At 57.9% G+C, this 21,979-nt stretch carries 14 protein-coding genes; all 14 read left to right on the forward strand.

Translation table 11 applies throughout. The features are described from left to right. The 14 genes from GKA01_RS04500 (at window position 1) to rpsJ (ending at window position 21,974) form a co-directional block, all read left to right on the forward strand. Complete coding sequence (locus tag GKA01_RS04500) at window positions 1–1,401, forward strand: sensor histidine kinase (protein ID WP_146859937.1); 1,401 nt, start codon at window positions 1–3, stop codon at window positions 1,399–1,401. Window positions 1,402–1,571: 170 nt separating this feature from the next. Continuing rightward, the gene (locus GKA01_RS04505) at window positions 1,572–4,739 is read left to right on the forward strand and encodes an efflux RND transporter permease subunit (RefSeq protein ID WP_146859685.1); all 3,168 of its coding nucleotides are present in this window, start codon (window positions 1,572–1,574) and stop codon (window positions 4,737–4,739) included. A 23-nt stretch (window positions 4,740–4,762) separates the two neighbouring features. After that, complete coding sequence (locus tag GKA01_RS04510; protein ID WP_146859939.1) at window positions 4,763–6,028, forward strand: efflux RND transporter periplasmic adaptor subunit; 1,266 nt, start codon at window positions 4,763–4,765, stop codon at window positions 6,026–6,028. Window positions 6,029–6,099: 71 nt separating this feature from the next. Further along, a complete protein-coding gene (locus GKA01_RS04515) occupies window positions 6,100–7,683 on the forward strand; it encodes an efflux transporter outer membrane subunit (RefSeq protein WP_146859941.1) in 1,584 nt (527 codons plus the stop codon). Window positions 7,684–7,782: 99 nt separating this feature from the next. Beyond that, a complete protein-coding gene (rplK, locus tag GKA01_RS04520; RefSeq protein WP_146859687.1) occupies window positions 7,783–8,217 on the forward strand; it encodes a 50S ribosomal protein L11 in 435 nt (144 codons plus the stop codon). Window positions 8,218–8,221: 4 nt separating this feature from the next. Then, window positions 8,222–8,914 carry a 50S ribosomal protein L1 gene (gene rplA, locus GKA01_RS04525; protein ID WP_146859689.1) on the forward strand — a complete coding sequence of 231 codons (693 nt, stop codon included), beginning with the start codon at window positions 8,222–8,224 and terminating at the stop codon, window positions 8,912–8,914. Window positions 8,915–9,219: 305 nt separating this feature from the next. After that, on the forward strand, window positions 9,220–9,744 hold the full coding sequence (rplJ, locus tag GKA01_RS04530) for a 50S ribosomal protein L10 (protein ID WP_099286922.1): 525 nt from the start codon (window positions 9,220–9,222) through the stop codon (window positions 9,742–9,744). Between the two features lie 67 nt (window positions 9,745–9,811). Beyond that, window positions 9,812–10,186, forward strand: a complete 375-nt coding sequence (gene rplL, locus GKA01_RS04535; protein ID WP_041110858.1) for a 50S ribosomal protein L7/L12 — start codon at window positions 9,812–9,814, stop codon at window positions 10,184–10,186. A gap of 241 nt (window positions 10,187–10,427) precedes the next feature. After that, the gene (gene rpoB / locus GKA01_RS04540) at window positions 10,428–14,600 is read left to right on the forward strand and encodes a DNA-directed RNA polymerase subunit beta (RefSeq protein WP_146859691.1); all 4,173 of its coding nucleotides are present in this window, start codon (window positions 10,428–10,430) and stop codon (window positions 14,598–14,600) included. A gap of 80 nt (window positions 14,601–14,680) precedes the next feature. Continuing rightward, entirely contained in the window at window positions 14,681–19,000 is a 4,320-nt protein-coding gene (gene rpoC, locus GKA01_RS04545) for a DNA-directed RNA polymerase subunit beta' (RefSeq protein ID WP_146859693.1), read from the forward strand. Window positions 19,001–19,378: 378 nt separating this feature from the next. After that, a complete protein-coding gene (gene rpsL / locus GKA01_RS04550) occupies window positions 19,379–19,750 on the forward strand; it encodes a 30S ribosomal protein S12 (protein ID WP_011251969.1) in 372 nt (123 codons plus the stop codon). Window positions 19,751–19,762: 12 nt separating this feature from the next. After that, entirely contained in the window at window positions 19,763–20,239 is a 477-nt protein-coding gene (gene rpsG / locus GKA01_RS04555; protein ID WP_011251968.1) for a 30S ribosomal protein S7, read from the forward strand. A 115-nt stretch (window positions 20,240–20,354) separates the two neighbouring features. Further along, on the forward strand, window positions 20,355–21,545 hold the full coding sequence (tuf, locus tag GKA01_RS04560) for an elongation factor Tu (protein WP_146859695.1): 1,191 nt from the start codon (window positions 20,355–20,357) through the stop codon (window positions 21,543–21,545). A 120-nt stretch (window positions 21,546–21,665) separates the two neighbouring features. Continuing rightward, complete coding sequence (gene rpsJ / locus GKA01_RS04565; protein WP_007282720.1) at window positions 21,666–21,974, forward strand: 30S ribosomal protein S10; 309 nt, start codon at window positions 21,666–21,668, stop codon at window positions 21,972–21,974. Window positions 21,975–21,979: the final 5 nt, after the last annotated feature.

Here is a 21,979-nt window from a genome sequence, read left to right on the forward strand (position 1 = left end):
CTGTTTAGGGCCGATCTTTTCCGGACGGTCACTTTCCGGCTGACACTGGCGTTCGTCGTCGCGATCATAGCGGGAATGGCGCTTCAGTTTGGGCTCGTTTATGGGCAGATGAACGGGTACGAGCAGCAGCGTTCCACGGATCTGCTTCAGCGTGAGGCCGCCCTGCTGGTCCGGGAAACCCCCGCCCAGCTCGAATATGAAGTGCGCGAGCGCAGCAAGACCGATCTGCGCGTAATTCTGAACGGTGCGGCCTTGTTTGACATGAGCCGCAACCTAATTGCGGGCGACATCAAGAAATGGCCGGTCGGCCTGGAAGTCTCGCCCCGGACGCAACGTTTGTGGGACGCGCCGCCGGGGGATACTCCTTACGAGATGCGTTATCTGGCAGTCGAGGTTGAGGGCGTTCAGGGTAACCGGGACCGCATTCTCGTTCTCGCCCGCTCCCTGCACATGGCTAACGAGTTACGTTACATCACAAAGCGCGCAGCGCTCATGTCGGTTGTACCAGTCGTGGCGTTTGCGCTGATGGCAGGAATTTTTCTCAGTCATCGTGCATTGCGGCGGGTCAAGGAGATGCACGAGGCGATCGACCGTATTATGGATGGCGATCTACATGAGCGATTGCCGGCCGGGCGTGAGCGCGACGATATCGAGCGGCTTGCAGTTTCGGTTAACCGAATGTTGGATCGGCTGGAACATTTGCTGGACGAGATCCGGGATGTCGGCAACGATATTGCCCACGATCTGAGGACGCCTCTTGCGCGGGTCAAGGCCAGGCTCGAGCGTGTCTCGGCGATCACGAACGATCCGACGGCCCTCCACGGCGCGATTGAGCGGGCTACGCAGGATCTTGAACAGTGCTTTTCCGTCATTACCGCTCTGTTGCGGATTGGAGAAATCGAAAACGGCCGGCGCCGGGCAGGATTTGCAATGCTAGATCTGCGAGAGCTTCTGGTCGGGGTTGTGGATCTTTATGAGCCGATTGCCGAGACGCAGGATGTGCTCCTCCGGATCGCAGAATCTAACCGTCCTGTGCCGCTGTTCGGAGACAAGGATCTTCTGAACGAGGTTCTGGTCAATCTCGTGGACAATGCCATCAAGTTCACGCCCGCTCCAGGCAGTGTGGACCTGAGTGTCGGGCAGGAGCCAAACGGGGCGAGCTGGCTTCGGGTCGCGGATACCGGAATCGGCATAGCAGAAGAAGAGCGCCGGGCGGTCATGGGGCGCTTTTATCGTTCGGACAAGAGCCGGCATGTTCCGGGAAGCGGGCTGGGTCTTAGTCTTGTTTCCGCTATTCTGAGGCTTCATGGAGCATCGCTGGAAATTGGCGCGGCGCGGACCAATCATGCCCTTCCAGGCGCGGTCTTCACCATTCATTTTCCAGTCGCTGCAACCGCCTGACGACAGTTGTGTTGCGACGAACTGTTTCAATTCTTTCTGTGTGTCTTGATATTTAAACAGAATTTTCCTTGTCGTGCGGGTCTCGATCGATATGACTTGGAGTAATTTGCAAGGGGGCACCCGTTGAGAATGACCGGACCAGGAAGAGCCCGAAGGGGTAGTCTGACCGCATGAATGCCATCGTCGTTACCGCGCTGAAGCGGCCTTACACCTTCGTTGTTCTTTCGATCATGATCCTGATTTTCGGAGTCAGGGCAATCGTTTCCACGCCGACGGACGTGTTCCCTTCGATCAAGATCCCGATCGTCGCTGTCATCTGGTCCTATACTGGCCTGATGCCAGAGGACATGTCGGGTCGTATCGTCTATTATTACGAGCGTGCCCTGACCGCGACTGTGAGTAACGTCGAGCATATCGAAAGCTCGTCTTATTACGGACGCGGCATTGTCAAGGTTTTCTTCCAGCCGGGGACCAATACGGCGGTCGCGCAGACGCAGATCACGTCCGTATCGCAGACGGTCATCAAGCAGCTTCCAAACGGAGCGACGCCGCCTTTGATTCTGGCGATGGATGCCTCTTCGGTTCCTGTTTTGACGCTTCAGGTTAACAATCCGACCATGTCAGGGTCGGAAATCTACAATATGGCGTCCAACCTGATTCGACCGGAACTGATTTCGGTTCCCGGTGCGGCCATCCCCAACCCTTATGGTGGGTTGGCGCCTGATATCATGGTCGATATCGACCCCATCAAGCTCCTCGCGCACAGGCTTTCGCCTGAAGATGTTGCGACAGCGCTGAACCTTCAGAATATCGTTCTCCCTGCAGGCGATCAGCGCATCGGTCAGCTTGACTGGATGGTCAAGACCAATTCCACTCCCATGGATATCGATGTCTTCAACAGGATGCCCATCAAACAGGTGGGCAACTCGGTAATCTATCTGCGCGATGTCGCCTGGGTACATAGGGGAGGGCCGCCTCAGATCAATGCCGTTCTCGTTAAGGGAAAGCAGGCGGTTCTGATCGTCGTCCTTAAAAGTGGTGACGCTTCTACCCTTTCCGTTGTGAGTGGTATCAAGAAGCTTCTTCCTCAGGTTCAGGCGACCCTGCCGGCGGGGACAACAGTGAACGTCCTGACCGACGCGTCCAGTTTTGTGAAGGAATCGGTCGTCGATGTGGTCCGTGAAATGATCACGGCGGCCATTCTGACCAGCTTGACGGTCATGCTGTTTCTGGGATCCTGGCGTTCGACGGTGATCGTTGCGACGTCTATTCCACTCGCCATGCTGTGCTCGCTGATCGGTCTAAGTATTGCCGGTCAGTCGATCAATGTGATGACACTGGGCGGACTTGCGCTGGCCGTGGGTATTCTCGTGGACGACGCTACCGTCATGATCGAGAATATCGACGCACATCTTGAGACCGGCAAGGACCTTGAAGACGCCATCATTGATGCGGCGAACCAGATCGTTATTCCGACTTTTGTGTCCACGACCTGTATTTGCATCGTGTGGCTGCCGCTGTTCGAATTGACGGGCATTTCCGGCTGGCTGTTCATGCCGATGGCCGAGGCGATCATCTTTGCCATGATCGCTTCGTTTATCCTGTCGCGGACGCTGGTCCCGACCATGGCGAACTGGATGCTGGCGGCTCAGGTGCGGATGCATCGTGATCCTGAATGGCACAATCGCAAACTCAGTATCTTTGGTCGTTTCCAGCGGGGGTTCGAAGCGCGCTTCACGAGTTTCCGTGAGCACTACAAGTCCATTCTTGAGACCCTGATTTCGATCCGTGGACGCTTTGTAACGCTGTTCCTGCTCGCGGCCATTTCGTCCATGGCGCTTCTGCTGTTCATCGGTCAGGACTTCTTCCCCGAGATCAGATCCGGCACATTGCAGATGCATATGCGCGCGCCTGTCGGAAGCCGTCTCGAGGAGACCGGAAAGATCGCCGGGCTGGCGGAGCGCAGAATCCGCAGTCTGTTGCCCGGAGAAGTGGTCAACGTCGTGCACAACTGTGGTCTACCGTTCAGTCAGTTGAACCAGGCAATGATCCCGTCTCCCACAGTCGGCTCGCAGGACTGCGACATCACAATCCAGCTTCGTGACTCTGAAAGCCCGATCCAGGAATACCGTCGGCGCCTTCGCAAGGGACTGACCAATGATTTCCCGGGAACGGTCTTTACGTTCCAGCCTGGCGACCTGACCGCCAAGATCCTGAATTTCGGTCTGCCTTCGCCCATCGATGTGCAGGTTGTCGGACGTGATCTGCGAGGAAACTTCAGTTTTGCGACCCGCCTTGCAAAGAAGCTGCGCCACATTCCCGGAATTGCGGATGTGTCCATTCAGGAGCCGATGACGCAGCCGACCATTCTCGTCAACAACCGCCGTAGCTTCGCGCTCGGGACGGGTATTACGGAACGTGACGTTGCCCTCAATGCGCTTGTAACGCTTTCCGGCAGCGGGCAGGTGGGGCAGACCTATTACCTCAATGCCCAGGGCACTTCCCAGCTGATCGATGTTCAGGCTCCTGCGAATTATCTTCAGACCATGAATGATCTGGAGATTCTGCCCATTGACAAGGGCGACGGCAATCCGACGAACCAGACGCCGCAGCTCCTCGGGGGGCTGAGCGAATTGGTCCAGACGGGGACGCCATCGGAGATCGCGCATTACAACATCATGCCGGTTTTCGATATTTATGCCGCTCCGGAAGACATGGATCTGGGAACGGTCTCGCGGGAAGTGAACCGGATTGTTGATCATGAGCGCAAGCTGTTGCCACATGGTTCAAGTCTTGTCGTCCGGGGGCAAGCGGTGACGATGAACGATGCCTATGTCCAGCTTATTGGCGGGCTCGCGCTGTCGATCATACTGGTCTATCTGATCATCGTCGTGAACTTTCAGTCTTGGCTCGATCCGTTTGTCATCATTACCGCGCTGCCGGGGGCGCTCGGTGGAATATCGTGGAGTCTGTTCCTGACCCATACGGCCATGTCGGTACCGGCACTGACGGGCGCAATCATGTGCATGGGAACGGCAACGGCTAACGCCATTCTTGTGGTGTCCTTTGCTCGTGAGCGGATGGACCATCATGGCGATGCTGTGCTGGCGGCCCTTGAGGCGGGATATGAACGTATCCGGCCAGTGCTTATGACGGCGCTGGCGATGATGATCGGTATGATTCCGATGTCCATCAGCAATTCTGACAACGCACCACTGGGCAAGGCCGTAATCGGCGGCCTACTGGTTGCGACGGTTGCGACCCTGCTTTTTGTACCCTGTGTTTTTGCCCTGATTCATTACAGGCGGCCTGCCGGGCCTGAAGGAGACCACGCGTGAGCCATTCCACGGACGGGGGGCGCGTGCCTCCGACAGATCATCCGTCCCAGAAGCGCTCGGGGGCACGAGGGCGGATCATCCTGCTGGTCGTGGTTGTGCTGGCCATTGCGCTGGCGGCCTGGGGCATCGTGCAGCGGGGGGCGCATTATCACTCCCTGGCGGGCGTGACAGAAGAAGCAGCAATTCCGCCCGTCACTCTCATAAAACCGCAGCCCGGTCCCGCAACACGACAGGTGGACCTGCCGGCCAATCTTGCCGCGTGGTATGAAGCGCCGATCTATGCGCAGGTCTCAGGCTATGTGAAGATGTGGTACAAGGACTACGGTGCGCATGTGAAGCGCGGCGATGTTCTGGCTGAAATCAGTACGCCGAGCATTGATGCGCAGTTCGAGGCTGCCAAGGCGCACTACAATGTTATTCTCGCGCGCTACAATCTGGCTGTCATCACGACCCAGCGCTGGACGGCCCTGAAGGGCACACAGGCGGTCTCACGTCAGGAAGTGGACGTGCAAGCTGCGAATGCCGCTGCACAGAAAGCCGAGCTGGAAGCAGCCCGCCACGACGTCGACCGGTTTCAGGCTCTCGAGGATTTCAAGAAGATCGTGGCGCCTTTTGATGGCATCGTGACATCCCGTCTGGTTAATGTAGGAGACTATGTGAACGCGGGAGGAGGCAATCTCAATTCGCGCGGGACTGCGTCCGAACTCTTTTCTGTCGCCGACGTGCATAGAATGCGCGTGTTCGTATCGGTGCCGCAGGATTTCGCGAGCGTCATTTCTCCCAAAATCGAAGCGGAACTGACCGTTCCGCAATATCCGGGTAGCCGGTTCCGGGCGACCTTCCTTGCGACGGCAAACGCTTTCAACGCATCTACCCGCACGGTTACGACCGAATTGACGCTGGATAACAGCAACAATCTTCTTTGGCCAAATTCCTATGCCACAGCCCATATTTCAGCACCTGGGAATCCGGATATCCTGATCTTGCCGGAAGGGGCGATTATCTTCCGGGCAGAGGGGACACAGGTTGCCAAGGTCATCAACAATCATGCTCATTTGGTCAATGTGAAGGTGGGCATCAATTTCGGGACGACAGTTCAGATCCTCAGCGGTATTACAAAAGACGACCGTGTTGTTGCTAACCCGACGGCTGATCTGCTGGATGGAGATGAGGTCAGGATTGTCCCGACCACGCCGGGATACAATACGCCAAGCAAGGCGCAGCAGGATGCGGGCCAGCAGCCTGCCCATCTGCACGACGCAACCCCCGAGGAGGCCGGATCTCACTGATGAAACCGGAAAGTTCCCCGTCATCCCCGACTGTTTCGCCTCCCTCCGCACGCAGGCGGGGCCGCTGGCGGATGACCACGGCGCTCGCGGGCGTTTTATCGATTGGACTGGCTTCTTGCGATCTGGCTCCTAATTACCATCCCCAGAAATTTCTCTATCCCGAGGGATGGGAAGGGAAGGGCCCCATGGTCAATGCCAGTCCTGCAGATGGGGCGGTTCGCAGCGACTGGTGGACGATGTTCAGCGACCCTGTCCTGAACGGGCTGGAACAGCGCATGCTGACTGCGAATCCGGATCTACAGGCTGCAGCCGAGGCCTTCACGCAGGCCCGTGACGTGGCCCGTGAAACCGAAAGTCGGCTGTACCCGCAGGTGACTGGCGCAGCCCATATGAGTGACAACAAGGGCTCGATTGGTCGCCTATATAACAATCCGGCGCGAAGCAGTAGTCTCGTTTATGAGTCCAATCAGGCCTATAGCGGTGCCGCGACCTGGGAGCCGGATTTCTGGGATTCTATCCGCAACACCACCCGGATGCAGAAAAACCTCGCTCAGGCTTCGGCGGCAGAATATGCCGTGGCGCGGCTGGGGCTCGAGGCCGAACTGGCATCCGATTATATCGCTCTGCGCGGCTTGGATGCACAGAATGCCGTGTATGATGATTCCATCCGCTATTTCCGGGCGGCAGTCGAGATTACCGAGCTGCGTCAGGCTGGATCGATCGGCGCCGGGCTGGACGTCTCTCGTGCGGAAACGCAGCTTTATTCGGCACAAGCGGGCAAGAGCAATCTGATTGCCCGTCGTGACGTCATGGAACATGCGATCGCGGTTCTGCTTAATACGGCTCCCGCGAGCTTTCACATTGCGCCTGTCAAAGACGTAAAAATGCACTTCGGGGTCGTGAAAATCGACGCAGGGCTGCCCTCCGTGTTGCTCGAAAGGCGGCCTGACATAGCGAGCTCCGAGCGCCAGATGGCCGCTGCTGCACGCGCGATCGGCGTATCACGTGCCGCATTCTATCCTCATATCACTTTCAGTGCGCAGGGTGGTTTCGAGGACGGCGGTTTCGATCTTGCCAGTATTTCCCGCGCTTTCTGGAAAATCGCTGTGCAGGCTGTCGAACCTGCTTTCACCGGAGGCCTGAGGCGTGCAGCCTTGCAGCGCTCCTGGTCGCAGTATCGGGAGATGGTGGATAATTACAGATCCGTGGTCCTCTCGGCATTTCAGGATGTCGAAGACGGTCTGACACAGACCCGCCAGTTCAAGATTGCTCAGGACCAGCAGCAGAAAGCTGTCGAGGCGGCACTCCGGACCCAGAGCATGACGATGGCGCTTTATACTGGCGGACTGTCGAACTATCTCGACGCTCTTGTGGCTCAGCAGGATGCCCTTCAGGCAAGACTGTCAGAAGTGGAAGTCCAAACGGCGCAGGTTCAGTCCTCCGTTCGGCTGGTCCGTGCGCTGGGCGGCGGCTGGAGCACGGCGGATCTGCCCGGTATCAAACAGATCGATCCTTTTGGACCCCTGCAATACAGAGATCTCAGAACGCCCAAGTCAGTCAGCGGAATCGATAGCCATATTTCTACCCTTGATAATGATCTGCGAGGCAATCAGGCGTCAGTATCAGGGGTAAAAGGCTTGACGGGTCGTCCCTGACTGGTCTAGGGGTCCGCCTCACTTCGAACGCGGGAGGAGGCGGCATGGCCGACTCCGTTGAACCGCGGTTCGGGAACGACAAACAGGGGAGTCCCGGATATGGCCAAAAAAATCGTTGGCTACATCAAGCTTCAGATCCCGGCTGGTAAAGCCAATCCTTCTCCGCCGGTTGGTCCGGCTCTGGGTCAGCGCGGCCTGAACATCATGCAGTTCTGCAAGGAGTTCAACGCCAAGACCCAGCAGCTCGAGCCCGGCATGCCGATCCCGGTGGTTATCACCGCCTATGCGGATCGCACCTTCTCCTTCGTGACGAAGACGCCGCCGAACACGTACTTCCTGCTGAAGGCCGCCAAGATTTCCAAGGGTAGCCAGACGGTTGGCAAGTCCGCCGCAGTCGGTTCCGTGACGACGGCTCAGCTGCGCGAAATCGCTGCCGAGAAGTTCAAGGACATGAATGCCAACGACATTGATGGCGCCGTGCGTATGCTCGCAGGTTCCGCCAAGTCGATGGGCCTGAACGTGGTGGAGGGCTGATCCCATGGCCAAGAACAAGCGTCTGAACGCCGCGCAGGCAACTGTCGAGCGTAACAAGCCGTACGGTCTGGCCGAGGCTGTGGCTCTGGTGAAGAGCAACGCCAAGGCAAAGTTCGACGAGACGATCGAAATCTCGCTGAACCTCGGCATCGACCCGCGTCACGCTGACCAGATGGTCCGTGGTCTGATCTCTCTGCCGAACGGCACGGGCAAGACCCTGCGCGTCGGCGTATTCGCCCGTGGCCCGAAGGCTGAAGAAGCCCTTGCCGCCGGTGCGGAAGTCGTTGGTGCGGAAGATCTGGCTGAAAAGATCCAGGCTGGCGAAATCGAATTCGACCGCTGCATCGCAACGCCGGACATGATGGCTCTCGTGGGTCGTCTGGGTAAGATCCTCGGACCGCGTGGTCTGATGCCTAACCCGCGTCTCGGCACGGTGACCATGGACGTCAAGGGTGCCATCACAGCAGCCAAGTCCGGTCAGGTTGAGTATCGTGCCGAGAAGGCCGGTATCATCCATGCGGGTGTTGGCAAGGCGTCTTTCGAGGCAGCCAAGCTGGTTGAGAACATCAACGCTCTGGTCGATGCCGTTCAGAAGGCTCGTCCGACGGGTGCCAAGGGAACATATCTGAAGAAGGCAGCTCTGTCTTCCACGATGGGTCCGGGCGTCCGCGTTGAAGTTTCGAGCTTCGAAGCCTGATTGACAGGAGGTCTCCCTTCTGGGAAGACCTCCGCGAAATGACGTTGCACTTTCGGGTGTGATGGCTGAGGGGTGATCTGCTTGCAGGTCGCTTCCAAACCTGTCCAAGACCGCACGTGGACCTTCGGGTCCTTAAGGATTTTTCGGGATCGCGGGCGTCAGACGGGGCGACAGTATTTTAGTGGCTCTGCTGCGATGTGCTGGGTTCGCTCACTTCTGTGGACAGGCGAGCGGAGAAAGTTCGAAAGAGCTAACTCCATGGGTAACCTGGTCCGGCGCAAGTCGGACTGACGAGGAGACAGGTTTTGGACCGTACGGAAAAACGGGCCTTTGTTGAGTTCCTCGCCGATGTGTTTGGCAGCACGTCCATGGTTGTCGTCACCCAAAACAAGGGTCTGACGGTTGCCGATGTGACGGAACTGCGTCGACGCATTCGTGCGGCAGGAGCGACATACAAGGTTGCGAAGAACCGGCTGGCCAGCCGCGCTCTGGATGGGACCCAATTCGACGGCATCGCGCCGCTGCTCAAGGGGCCAACCGCGCTTGCGTGGTCCGAGGACCCGGCATCGGTGGCGAAGGTGATCGTCGAGTTCGCCAAGACGAATGACAAACTGGTGGTGCTTGGTGGCGCCCTGGGTTCCCAGACGCTTGGCGTCGACGGAGTCAAGGCCCTCGCCGAGCTGCCGTCGCTGGACGAGCTGCGTGCGAAGCTGGTGGGTATGATCAATACCCCCGCAACGCGTATCGCAGGCGTTGTCCAGGCGCCGGCTGGCCAGCTTGCTCGCGTTCTTGGTGCCTATGCCAAGGCCGGCGAAGCAGAAGCCGCCTGAGAATGATGGTCTGCGCTGCGGCGTAGGCCGGAACCTGATCAACAGTACATCTATTTAGGATAAGACCATGGCCGATCTGGCAAAGATTGTTGAAGAGCTTTCCGCTCTGACCGTTCTGGAAGCTGCAGAACTCTCCAAGATGCTCGAAGAGAAGTGGGGCGTTTCCGCTGCTGCTCCAGTTGCAGTTGCTGCTGCTGCCGGTGGCGCTGCTGCTGCACCTGCTGAAGAGCAGACCGAATTCACGGTTGTCCTGGCTGACGCCGGCGACAAGAAGATCAACGTGATTAAGGAAGTCCGTGGCATCACGGGCCTGGGTCTGAAGGAAGCCAAGGACCTGGTCGAAGGCGCACCGAAGACCGTCAAGGAAGGCGCGTCCAAGGACGAAGCTGCCAAGATCAAGAAGGCTCTTGAAGACGCCGGCGCCAAGGTCGAAGTTAAGTAATTTACTGACTTCAGGCTGCTTCGTTCGCGGAGAGGCCTCTGCCTGGCAGACAGATGGGGCGGGGATCGCATGCGGTTCCCGCCCGATTTGCCGTTGGAGCAGAACGGGCGTATAGTGCGCGGCTCGCCACGTACTGAAAATTTCATAATGGCCGGTCGTTCCGGTCGTCCGCAATGCTGGGGCTAGTTTCCCCAATGCCGTTTACGGGCGACTCGAAGGTCTGGTGCAGAGGGCAGAAGAGATGAACGCGATCACCAAATCGTTCACGGGACGCAAAAGGATCCGCAAAAGTTTCGGGCGTATTCCCGAAATTGCGCCGATGCCCAATTTGATCGACGTGCAGCGCGCCTCCTATGAGGCATTCCTGCAGATGAACGTGAGTCCTGACAGTCGGCAGGATGCCGGGCTTCAGGAAGTTTTCCGTTCGGTTTTCCCGATCAACGATTTTGCGGGTCGCGGCCGTCTGGACTTCATGTCCTACGAATTCGAAGATCCGAAATATGATGTCGAAGAGTGCATTCAGCGCGGTCTGACCTATGCAGCGCCGCTGAAGGTTATTCTTCGTCTGACAACGTGGGACATCGACGAGGACACTGGTTCGCGTTCGATCCACGACATGAAGGAACAGCCGGTTTACATGGGCGACATGCCGCTCATGACTGATAACGGCACCTTCATCATCAACGGTACCGAGCGTGTCATCGTCTCGCAGATGCATCGTAGCCCGGGCGTGTTCTTTGATCACGACAAGGGCAAGACGCATTCTTCGGGCAAATATCTTTTTGCCGCCCGCGTCATTCCGTATCGTGGATCTTGGCTCGACTTTGAGTTTGACGCCAAGGACCTGATTTATGTCCGCATCGACCGTAAGCGCAAGCTGCCGGTCACGACGCTCCTTTATGCGCTTGAAGGTGCCAACTATCTCGCGCAGCGTGCTCAAAAAATTTCTGAAGGCGGCGACGTCGATAGCCTTGATGTTCGCGGTATGGATCAGGATGAAATCCTGTCCTACTTCTATCAGACGGTTCCGTTCACCCGTCTGGGTGGCGAATGGGCCCGTCCGTTCGATCCCGATGCGTTCCGAGGCCTGAAGCTGCTCAGCCCGCTGGTCGATGCCGATACGGGTGAGGTGGTTGCCGAAGCCGATGCGAAGCTGACCGCGCGCATGGTTCGCAAGATCGCTGAGAAGACTCGCGTCGTGCAGGTTGGTCGTCTCGATATCCTCGGTCGTTTCTTGGCCTATGATCTCGTCAACGAGAACACGGGTGAGATTTACGGCGAGGCGGGCGAGGAACTGACGGAAGATCGTCTCGCTGCTCTTGAGGAAATGGGCATCACGGAGCTTCCGCTGCTGTCCGTTGACGGTTCGCATGGCCCCTGGATCCGTAATACGCTGGCCGCCGACAAGAACAGCTGCCGCGACGAAGCCCTGATCGATATCTATCGCATCATGCGTCCGGGTGAGCCGCCGACCAAGGAAACGGCGGAAGCCATGTTCCATGGTCTCTTCTTCGACCAGAGCCGTTACGACCTGTCGGCCGTCGGTCGTGTGAAGATGAATATGCGTCTTGATGTCGACGCACCGGACACCCTCCGTGTTCTGCGTAAAGAAGACATCCTGCGTACGATCAAGATAATGGTCGACCTCAAAGACGGGCGCGGTCAGATCGACGATATCGACAATCTCGGGAATCGTCGTGTCCGCTCTGTCGGCGAACTGATGGAAAACCAGTATCGCGTTGGTCTGCTTCGTATGGAGCGTGCTATTCGTGAGCGTATGGGCTCGGTCGATATCGATACGGTCATGCCGCATGACCTGATCAACGCAAAGCCGGCTGCGGCTGCGGTGCGTGAGTTCTTCGGTTCCTCGCAGCTTAGCCAGTTCATGGATCAGACGAACCCGCTCTCCGAAGTGACACACAAGCGTCGTCTTTCGGCGCTTGGTCCAGGTGGTCTGACCCGCGAGCGGGCAGGCTTCGAGGTTCGTGACGTCCATCCGACGCATTACGGTCGTATCTGCCCGATCGAGACGCCGGAAGGCCCGAACATCGGTCTGATCAACTCGCTGTCGACTTATGCGAAGGTGAACAAGTACGGCTTCATTGAGACGCCGTATCGTCTGGTGGAAGAGGGCGTTCTTCAGGATGGCTGGAAATATCTTTCCGCCATGGAAGAAGAGAAGCTCGTTGTTGCTCAGGCTGATGCCAAGCAGGACGATGCAGGTCGATTGACGGATGAACTCGTTTCTGTTCGTCGTTCGGGCGATTTCCGCGTCGTGCCGCCTGAGCAGGTCACAGCCTGTGACGTTTCGCCAAAACAGCTTGTCTCCGTGGCTGCCGCGCTCATTCCGTTCCTTGAGAACGATGACGCCAATCGTGCACTGATGGGCGCGAACATGCAGCGTCAGGCTGTGCCGCTGGTGAAGGCTGATGCCCCGCTGGTCGGTACCGGCATGGAAGCCGCTGTTGCACATGACTCCGGTGCGACCATCGTGGCCAAGCGCCGCGGTGTGATCGACCAGATCGACGGTGCACGTATCGTTGTTCGTGCCACGGACGAGGCTGGCGCTACACAGGGCGTGGATATCTATCGTCTGCGCAAGTACATGCGCTCCAACCAGTCCACCTGCATTAACCAGCGTCCACTGGTGAAGGTCGGTGACACTGTTCATGCGGGTGATATCATTGCGGATGGTCCGTCCACCGAGCTTGGTGAACTGGCTCTGGGTCGTAACGTGCTCGTCGCGTTCATGCCCTGGAATGGTTACAACTTCGAAGATTCGATTCTGATCTCCGAACGTATTGCACGTGACGATGTCTTCACTTCGATCCATATCGAAGAATTCGAAGTCATGGCCCGTGATACGAAGCTGGGTCAGGAAGAAATCACGCGTGACATTCCAAATGTCGGCGAGGAAGCCCTGCGCAACCTCGACGAAGCCGGCATTGTGTATGTTGGTGCGGAAGTGAACCCGGGTGACATTCTCGTTGGTAAGGTGACGCCGAAGGGTGAAAGCCCGATGACGCCGGAAGAAAAGCTTCTGCGCGCCATCTTTGGTGAAAAGGCTTCCGACGTCCGTGATACGTCCCTGAAGCTGCCACCCGGCACGACTGGCACGATTGTCGACGTTCGCGTCTTCTCCCGCCGTGGCGTGGACAAGGACGAGCGCGCCATGGCGATCGAGCGCGCCGAGATCGAGCGCCTCACCAAGGATCGCGATGACGAGCGCGGTATTCAGGAGCGCAGCTTCTATAACCGTCTCCGTGAACGTCTGGTGGGCCAGACGGCCGGCGCAGGTTTCAAGGGCCTCCGTTCGGGTACGCCGATCACGGAAGAGGTCCTGGACGAGCATCACCGCGCGACCTGGGCCAGCATTACGGTCACGTCCGACGACGTCATGGCGGAGCTCGAAAAGCTTCGTGGTGAGTTCAAGGAAGCGACCCGCCGGATTGATGCGCGCTTCGATAGCAAGGTCGAGAAGCTTCAGCGCGGTGACGAACTGCCACCTGGCGTGATGAAGATGGTCAAGGTCTTTGTTGCCGTGAAGCGTAAGCTTCAGCCCGGTGACAAGATGGCCGGTCGTCACGGTAACAAGGGTGTTGTTTCCCGCGTTGTTCCCGTTGAGGACATGCCGTTCCTTGAGAACGGTCAGGCTGTCGATATCGTTCTGAACCCGCTGGGTGTGCCGTCGCGCATGAACATCGGTCAGATTCTCGAGACCCATCTGGGCTGGGCCTGTGCGAATATCGGCGCAAGCATTGGCGAGATGGTGGACGAGTATCAGCGGACGGGTGAGCGCAAGCAGGAACTGCTGGATCGTCTGCATGACGTCTATGGAGACGTGGTCTTCAATGACGACATCGCGACGCTGCCGAATGAGCAGCTGATCGAGCTTGCGAACAACCTTCGCAAGGGTCTGCCGATTGCAACGCCGGTGTTCGATGGTGCTTCCATTCCCGACATCGAAGAGATGCTCGAGAAGGCTGGCGTGAACAAGTCCGGCCAGTCGCAGTTGATTGACGGTCGTACAGGTGAACTGTTCGAGCGTAAGACAACGGTCGGCTACATCTACATGCTGAAGCTGCATCACCTTGTTGACGACAAGATCCATGCCCGTTCGATCGGTCCTTACTCGCTCGTCACGCAGCAGCCGCTGGGTGGTAAGGCGCAGTTCGGTGGTCAGCGCTTTGGTGAAATGGAAGTGTGGGCCCTGGAAGCATATGGTGCAGCCTACACGCTGCAGGAAATGCTGACGGTGAAGTCGGATGACGTGTCTGGCCGTACCAAGGTCTATGAGGCAATCGTTCGCGAACAGGACGATTTCGAAGCCGGCATTCCGGAAAGCTTCAACGTTCTGATCAAGGAACTGAAGTCGCTCGGCCTGAATGTCGAACTCGAGCAGAGCGGGCTTTAATTGCCCGCTCCCTCCTCCTCGCTACGGTTCATTTTTAAGGTGTCCGCGGTGCGCCGCGGAACACATTGGGGTTTCGGCGCATGAACGAACTCATGAAGATCCTGGGTCAGACCGGCCAGTCGGTGACCTTCGACCAGATCAAGATCCAGCTCGCATCCAGCGAGCAGGTTCGGTCATGGTCTTACGGCGAAATTAAGAAGCCGGAGACCATTAACTACCGGACGTTCAAGCCTGAGCGTGATGGCCTGTTCTGTGCTCGTATTTTTGGTCCGATCAAGGACTACGAGTGTCTTTGTGGCAAGTACAAGCGGATGAAGTTCCGCGGTATTGTCTGCGAAAAATGCGGTGTGGAAGTCACGCTAGCCAAGGTGCGCCGTGAGCGCATGGGCCATATCGAACTGGCATCCCCGGTTGCGCATATCTGGTTCCTGAAGTCCCTGCCGAGCCGCATTGCCACGATGCTGGATCTGCCGCTCAAGGACGTCGAGCCGGTTCTGTATTTCGAGAAGTTCCTGGTGCTCGACAAGGGCGTCTGTGAATCCGACCAGATCGATTCCTACAAGAACGGCAAGAAGCGCGATCAGTACCTGCTGGACGAAATCCGCTGCGAAGACCTGCTTGATGAATATCCCGATGCGGGCATCGACGTCGGCATCGGTGCCGAAGCCATCAAGCGCGCCCTGTCAAGCTATGACTGGGGGCTTCCCAACGATCAGGAACGTGAGCTGAGCCTTGCGGCGAAGGAAAAGGGCCTCCCGGATCCGTTCGACTATGACGCCGATGTCATGGAGGGCGATTCCGAAAAAACCATGATGCGTAAGAAGCTGCGCAAGGCGACCTCGGAAGCTGCGCGCAAGAAGCTCGTCAAGCGTCTGAAGCTGGTTGAAGCCTTCGTAGAAAGCGGCTCGCGTCCGGATTGGATGATCATGGATATCGTTCCGGTCATTCCGCCGGAACTGCGTCCGCTGGTGCCGCTTGATGGCGGTCGTTTCGCCACATCCGATCTGAACGACCTGTACCGTCGCGTCATCAACCGTAACAACCGTCTGAAGCGGCTGATTGAGCTGCGTGCGCCGGACATCATTGTCCGCAACGAAAAGCGCATGCTCCAGGAAGCTGTTGACGCTCTGTTCGACAACGGCCGTCGCGGCCGCGCCATCACGGGTGCCAACAAGCGCCCGCTGAAGTCGCTGTCCGATATGCTGAAGGGCAAGCAGGGTCGTTTCCGTCAGAACCTCCTCGGAAAGCGCGTCGACTATTCCGGCCGTTCTGTCATCGTGGTTGGTCCGGAACTGAAGCTGCATCAGTGCGGACTTCCGAAGAAAATGGCGCTCGAGCTGTTCAAGCCTTTCATTTATTCGAAGCTTGAGAAGTATGGTCATGCCACCACCATCAAGGCTGCAAAGCGTATGGTGGAAAAAGAGCGTCCGGAAGTCTGGGACATCCTCGAAGAGGTAATCCGCGAGCATCCGGTCATGCTGAACCGCGCGCCGACGCTGCACCGTCTGGGTATCCAGGCGTTCGAGCCGACGCTGATCGAAGGCAAGGCCATTCAGCTTCATCCGCTTGTTTGCACCGCGTTCAACGCTGACTTCGACGGCGATCAGATGGCTGTTCACGTGCCGCTGTCGCTTGAAGCCCAGCTTGAAGCCCGCGTGCTGATGATGTCCACGAACAACATCCTCAGCCCCGCGAACGGCAAGCCGATCATCGTTCCGTCCCAGGATATCGTTCTGGGCCTGTATTACCTGAGCCTTGAAGTTCCGGAATACCGCGAAACGCCGGACGAGGCTGTCATCAAGGATGGCAAGGTCGTCACGGCTGCTCCGCCGGCCTATTCGGATGTGGCCGAGATCGAAAGCGCCATGCTTTCGGGCTCGCTCAAGCTGCATGACAAGATCCGTTTGCGTCTGCCGACGATCGATGCAGACGGCAAGTCCGTTCGTCAGACGATCGTGACGACGCCGGGGCGTGCGTTGATTGCGCAGATACTGCCGAAGCATCAGGCCATTCCGTTCAGCCTGATCAACAAGCAGTTGACCAAGAAGAACGTGTCGGACGTTATCGATACGGTCTATCGTCACTGTGGTCAGAAGGAAGCCGTGATCTTCTGTGACCGACTGATGGGGCTCGGTTTCCGTCATGCGGCCCGCGCCGGCATTTCCTTCGGTAAGGATGACATGATCATTCCGGAAGCCAAGGCGACGCTGGTCGGCAAGACTTCGGAAGAGGTCAAGGAGTTCGAGCAGCAGTATCAGGACGGTCTGATCACGGCTGGCGAGCGCTACAACAAGGTGGTCGATGCCTGGTCTCGCTGCACGGACGAAGTCCAGGCTGCGATGCTCAAGGAGATCTCCAAACAGGTCATCGGAAAACCGACAAACTCGGTCTGGATGATGAGCCACTCCGGTGCCCGTGGGTCGCCGGCACAGATGAAGCAGCTTGCCGGTATGCGCGGTCTGATGGTGAAGCCCTCGGGCGAGATTATCGAGCAGCCGATCATCGCGAACTTCAAGGAAGGCCTGTCGGTTCTCGATTACTTCACGTCCAGCCACGGTGCCCGTAAGGGTCTCGCGGATACGGCGCTGAAGACCGCGAACTCGGGTTACCTGACGCGTCGTCTCGTCGACGTGGCGCAGGACTGCATCATCGTTGAGCCGGATTGCGGTACGGAACGTGGCCTGACGGTTCGTGCGGTCATGGATAGCGGCGAAGTCGTTGCGTCCCTGTCCGAGCGTATTCTGGGTCGCACGTTGTCCAAGGATGTCATCCATCCGGTGACGCAGGATGTCATCCTGCCGCGCAATACGCTGATCGAGGAAGCCGAAGCTGAGCTTATCGAGAAGGCTGGTGTCGAAAGCGTGGATATCCGCTCTGTTCTGACCTGTGATAGCCGTGTTGGGATCTGTGGTCACTGTTATGGCCGTGATCTGGCGCGTGGTACGCCAGTCAACATCGGTGAGGCCGTAGGTGTTATTGCTGCACAGTCCATTGGTGAGCCTGGCACGCAGCTGACGATGCGAACCTTCCATATCGGTGGTGCGGCGACGCGAGGCGCAGAACAGTCGACTGTTGAAGCGTCCCGCGATGGCATCGTGACCATCCGTAACCGCAACGTGGTTGAGAATTCTCAGAAAGTTCTGGTTGTGATGTCGCGTAACTGCGAAATCCTGCTGACTGACGAGAACGGTGTGGAACGTGCCCGCTACCGTGTGCCTTACGGTGCACGTCTGATGGTCTCGGAAGGCGAAGCGGTGACGCGGACCCAGAAGATGGCCGAGTGGGACCCGTACACCCTGCCGATCATCACCGAGCAGGCCGGTACCGTCGAGTATCTCGACCTGATCGACAGCATCACGCTTGTTGAGCGCATGGATGAGGTCACCGGTCTGAGCTCGAAAGTCGTCGTTGACTACAAGCAGGCAGCGAAAGGCGTGGATCTGCGTCCGCGTCTGCAGCTCAAAGACGCGTCGGGTAACGTTGTCAAGCTCGCCAATGGTAATGACGCCCGCTACTTCCTCTCGCCTGACAGTATTCTGTCTGTGGAGAATGGAGCGGAGGTCAACGCTGGTGACGTGCTGGCCCGTATTCCTCGCGAAGGCTCCAAGACCCGTGATATTACCGGTGGTCTGCCACGTGTGGCCGAACTCTTCGAAGCGCGTCGTCCGAAGGATCATGCGATCATCGCCGAAGGTGAAGGCCGCATCGAATTCGGGAAGGATTACAAGTCCAAGCGTTGCGTCATCGTCAAGAATGACGATACGGGCGAAGAGACCCAGTACCTTATTCCGAAGGGCAAGCACGTTTCCGTTCAGGAAGGCGATTTTGTTCAGAAGGGCGATCCGCTGGTCGATGGTCCCCGAGTACCGCATGACATTCTTAAGGTCATGGGTGTCGAGGCTCTGTCCGACTATCTCGTGAACGAGATCCAGGACGTCTATCGACTGCAGGGCGTGAAGATCAATGACAAGCATATCGAAGTCATTGTTCGTCAGATGCTGCAGAAGGTGGAAATCCTTGAGCCGGGTGATTCAACCTACCTGATCGGTGAGACCGTGGACCGTATCGAGTACGAAGGTGAGAACCAGCGTCTCATGGAGAACGGGGACACGCCTGCGAAGGCCATGCCGGTTCTGCAGGGCATCACCAAGGCTTCCCTGCAGACACAGTCCTTCATCTCGGCCGCGTCCTTCCAGGAGACGACCCGTGTCCTCACGGATGCAGCTACGTCGGGGAAGGTCGATACGCTGAACGGTCTGAAGGAAAACGTGATCGTCGGGCGTCTGATTCCGGCGGGGACGGGAAGTGTAATGAACCGTCTGCGGGGTATTGCCGCAAGCCAGGACCGCCAGCGTGTGGGGGGGGCCTCTCCTACGGCTGTGGAAGACGCTGCCGAGTGATGCAACGGATCCCTGCCTTGGAAGAGCGCGGGGATCCGTTAAATCCGATTCTACAAACTTTTGCTTTAGAATCGGGTGAATTTGGCTGAACTACTTGACTTGGCGCTGAACCGTCCGTAGGTTCCGCGCCCACGGCTCCTGCCTTCCTGGAAGGCGTAGAAAGCCAAAAGAGTTAAAAGAATCGCATGTGGTGCCGCTCTTCTTCGCAGGAAGCAGATGCCAAGGCCGCAAGCTGAAGAGAGAAGGGAACAGTTTGTGCTGTTTCCTTTTCACGATGTGGAAATGGCAGGCGGTCCTACCGCATGTCGGTTGGAACAAATGTCAGGGTGGCGGCAGCAATGTCGATGCCTGAAATAGGACAAGGATTGGGAAGGGCGCATGCCGACCATCAACCAGTTGATCGCGAACGGCCGTGAGCCGGCCGCAAAGCGGAACAAGGTCCCCGCACTGCAGGGCTGCCCGCAGAAGCGCGGCGTTTGCACGCGTGTGTATACCGTAACGCCGAAGAAGCCGAACTCCGCTCTGCGTAAGGTCGCTAAGGTGCGTCTGACCAACGGGTATGAGGTCGTGAGCTACATTCCGGGTGAAGGTCATAACCTTCAGGAGCACAGTGTTGTTCTGATCCGTGGTGGCCGTGTGAAGGATCTTCCTGGCGTCCGTTATCACATCCTGCGTGGTGTGCTTGATACACAGGGTCTCGCCAAGCGTCGTCAGCGTCGTTCGCTGTATGGCGCGAAGCGTCCGAAGTAAGAGGTATTTGGAATGAGTCGCCGTCACCGCGCTGTAAAGCGCGAGATCCTTCCCGATCCGAAGTTCGGAGACGTCGTCATCACGCGCTTCATGAATGCGCTGATGTATGATGGTAAAAAATCCACTGCCGAGGGCATCGTTTACGGTGCGCTTGAAGTCATGCGCCGTCGCGGCGGCACTACTGCAGATCCGGTGGCCATGTTCCACTCGGCTCTGGACAACGTGAAGCCTGCGGTTGAAGTCCGCTCGCGTCGCGTCGGTGGCGCAACCTATCAGGTTCCGGTCGAAGTCCGCGCCGAGCGTCGTCAGGCGCTTGCGATCCGCTGGCTGATCGATGCCTCCCGCAAGCGTGGCGAGAACACGATGCAGGAGCGTCTGTCCAACGAACTGATGGATGCAGTCAACAACCGTGGCTCCGCTGTCAAAAAGCGCGAAGACACGCACCGCATGGCTGAAGCCAACAAGGCATTCAGCCACTATCGCTGGTAATCAGAACCGGTTAAAGGGCTTCCGGCGGTGTCCCGATCTTGTGATCGGGCACTGGCTGGTTTGAACTTTCAGTCTTACTCCCGTTCCAGGTGGGGCGGGGTTTTGGAGAAAGACGATGGCAAAGGCTAAATTCGAGCGGACGAAGCCGCACTGCAACATCGGCACCATCGGTCACGTCGATCACGGCAAGACCTCGCTGACTGCTGCAATCACCAAGGTGCTGGCAAAGACCGGCGGCGCAACGTTCAGCGCCTACGACCAGATCGACAAGGCTCCTGAAGAGCGCGCTCGTGGCATCACCATTTCCACGGCTCACGTTGAGTACGAGACGGCCAACCGTCACTATGCTCACGTCGACTGCCCGGGCCATGCTGACTACGTGAAGAACATGATCACGGGTGCGGCTCAGATGGACGGCGCGATTCTCGTCGTTTCCGCTGCTGATGGTCCGATGCCGCAGACGCGTGAGCACATCCTGCTCGCCCGTCAGGTCGGCGTTCCGGCTCTGGTTGTATTCCTGAACAAGGTTGACCAGGTTGACGATCCGGAGCTGCTCGAGCTCGTGGAAATGGAAGTTCGTGAACTTCTGTCTTCCTACCAGTTCCCGGGCGACGATATCCCCATCGTCAAGGGCTCTGCTCTTGTGACGCTGGAAGATGGCGACGCAGCAATCGGTGAAGATCGCGTTCTCGAGCTGATGACGCAGGTTGACGCCTACATCCCGCAGCCGGAGCGTCCGGTTGACCGTCCGTTCCTGATGCCGATCGAAGACGTGTTCTCGATCTCGGGTCGTGGTACGGTTGTCACGGGGCGTGTCGAGCGTGGTGTTGTCAACGTGGGTGACGAAGTCGAAATCGTCGGCCTGAAGGACACCATCAAGACGACCGTTACGGGCGTTGAGATGTTCCGCAAGCTGCTCGATCGCGGTGAAGCCGGTGACAACATCGGGGCGCTGGTTCGCGGCACGAAGCGTGAAGACGTCGAGCGTGGCCAGGTTCTGGCAAAGCCCGGCTCCATCACGCCGCACAAGAACTTCAAGGCTGAGGCTTACATCCTCACGAAGGAAGAGGGCGGTCGTCACACGCCGTTCTTCACGAACTATCGCCCGCAGTTCTATTTCCGTACTACCGACGTCACGGGCGTCGTGACGCTGCCGGAAGGCACGGAAATGGTCATGCCGGGTGATAACGTTGCCATGGACGTGGAGCTGATCGCTCCGATCGCCATGGACGAAGGCCTGCGCTTCGCTATCCGCGAAGGTGGCCGTACCGTGGGTGCCGGTGTGGTTTCTTCCATCACCGCCTAAAGTCCTGCGTTTAGCTGTTGGCTTTGACAGCCCCGGTCAGATTTTTTCTGACCGGGGTTCCCTTTCAGGGGCAATGGCAGTAGGACGACACCCGAATTTTTGAGTTGGACGAACAAGAACATGGACAACCAGAACATCCGCATTCGCCTTAAGGCGTACGATCATCGCGTGCTGGACAACAGCACCAAGGAGATCGTAAACACGGCGAAGCGTACGGGTGCGCGGGTTCGGGGTCCGATCCCGCTGCCGACGCATATCGAACGGTTCACAGTGAACCGCTCGCCACACGTGGATAAGAAAAGCCGCGAACAGTTCGAAATTCGGACTCACCGTCGGCTGCTCGACATTGTCGAGCCGACCCCGCAGACCGTGGACGCCCTCATGAAGCTCGACCTCGCCGCTGGCGTGGATGTCGAGATCAAACTCTAAGGTCC

Source organism: Gluconobacter kanchanaburiensis NBRC 103587, from assembly GCF_007988905.1.
Lineage (GTDB): Bacteria > Pseudomonadota > Alphaproteobacteria > Acetobacterales > Acetobacteraceae > Gluconobacter > Gluconobacter kanchanaburiensis.

Bases quoted from the DNA above. Each gene is read 5' to 3' on its own strand.
- GKA01_RS04505 (WP_146859685.1), top strand. From the start codon at position 1,572: ATGAATGCCATCGTCGTTACCGCGCTGAAGCGGCCTTACACCTTCGTT.
- GKA01_RS04515 (WP_146859941.1), top strand. From the start codon at position 6,100: ATGACCACGGCGCTCGCGGGCGTTTTATCGATTGGACTGGCTTCTTGC.
- rplK (WP_146859687.1), top strand. From the start codon at position 7,783: ATGGCCAAAAAAATCGTTGGCTACATCAAGCTTCAGATCCCGGCTGGT.
- rplA (WP_146859689.1), top strand. From the start codon at position 8,222: ATGGCCAAGAACAAGCGTCTGAACGCCGCGCAGGCAACTGTCGAGCGT.
- rplL (WP_041110858.1), top strand. From the start codon at position 9,812: ATGGCCGATCTGGCAAAGATTGTTGAAGAGCTTTCCGCTCTGACCGTT.
- rpoB (WP_146859691.1), top strand. From the start codon at position 10,428: ATGAACGCGATCACCAAATCGTTCACGGGACGCAAAAGGATCCGCAAA.
- rpoC (WP_146859693.1), top strand. From the start codon at position 14,681: ATGAACGAACTCATGAAGATCCTGGGTCAGACCGGCCAGTCGGTGACC.
- rpsL (WP_011251969.1), top strand. From the start codon at position 19,379: ATGCCGACCATCAACCAGTTGATCGCGAACGGCCGTGAGCCGGCCGCA.
- rpsG (WP_011251968.1), top strand. From the start codon at position 19,763: ATGAGTCGCCGTCACCGCGCTGTAAAGCGCGAGATCCTTCCCGATCCG.
- tuf (WP_146859695.1), top strand. From the start codon at position 20,355: ATGGCAAAGGCTAAATTCGAGCGGACGAAGCCGCACTGCAACATCGGC.
- rpsJ (WP_007282720.1), top strand. From the start codon at position 21,666: ATGGACAACCAGAACATCCGCATTCGCCTTAAGGCGTACGATCATCGC.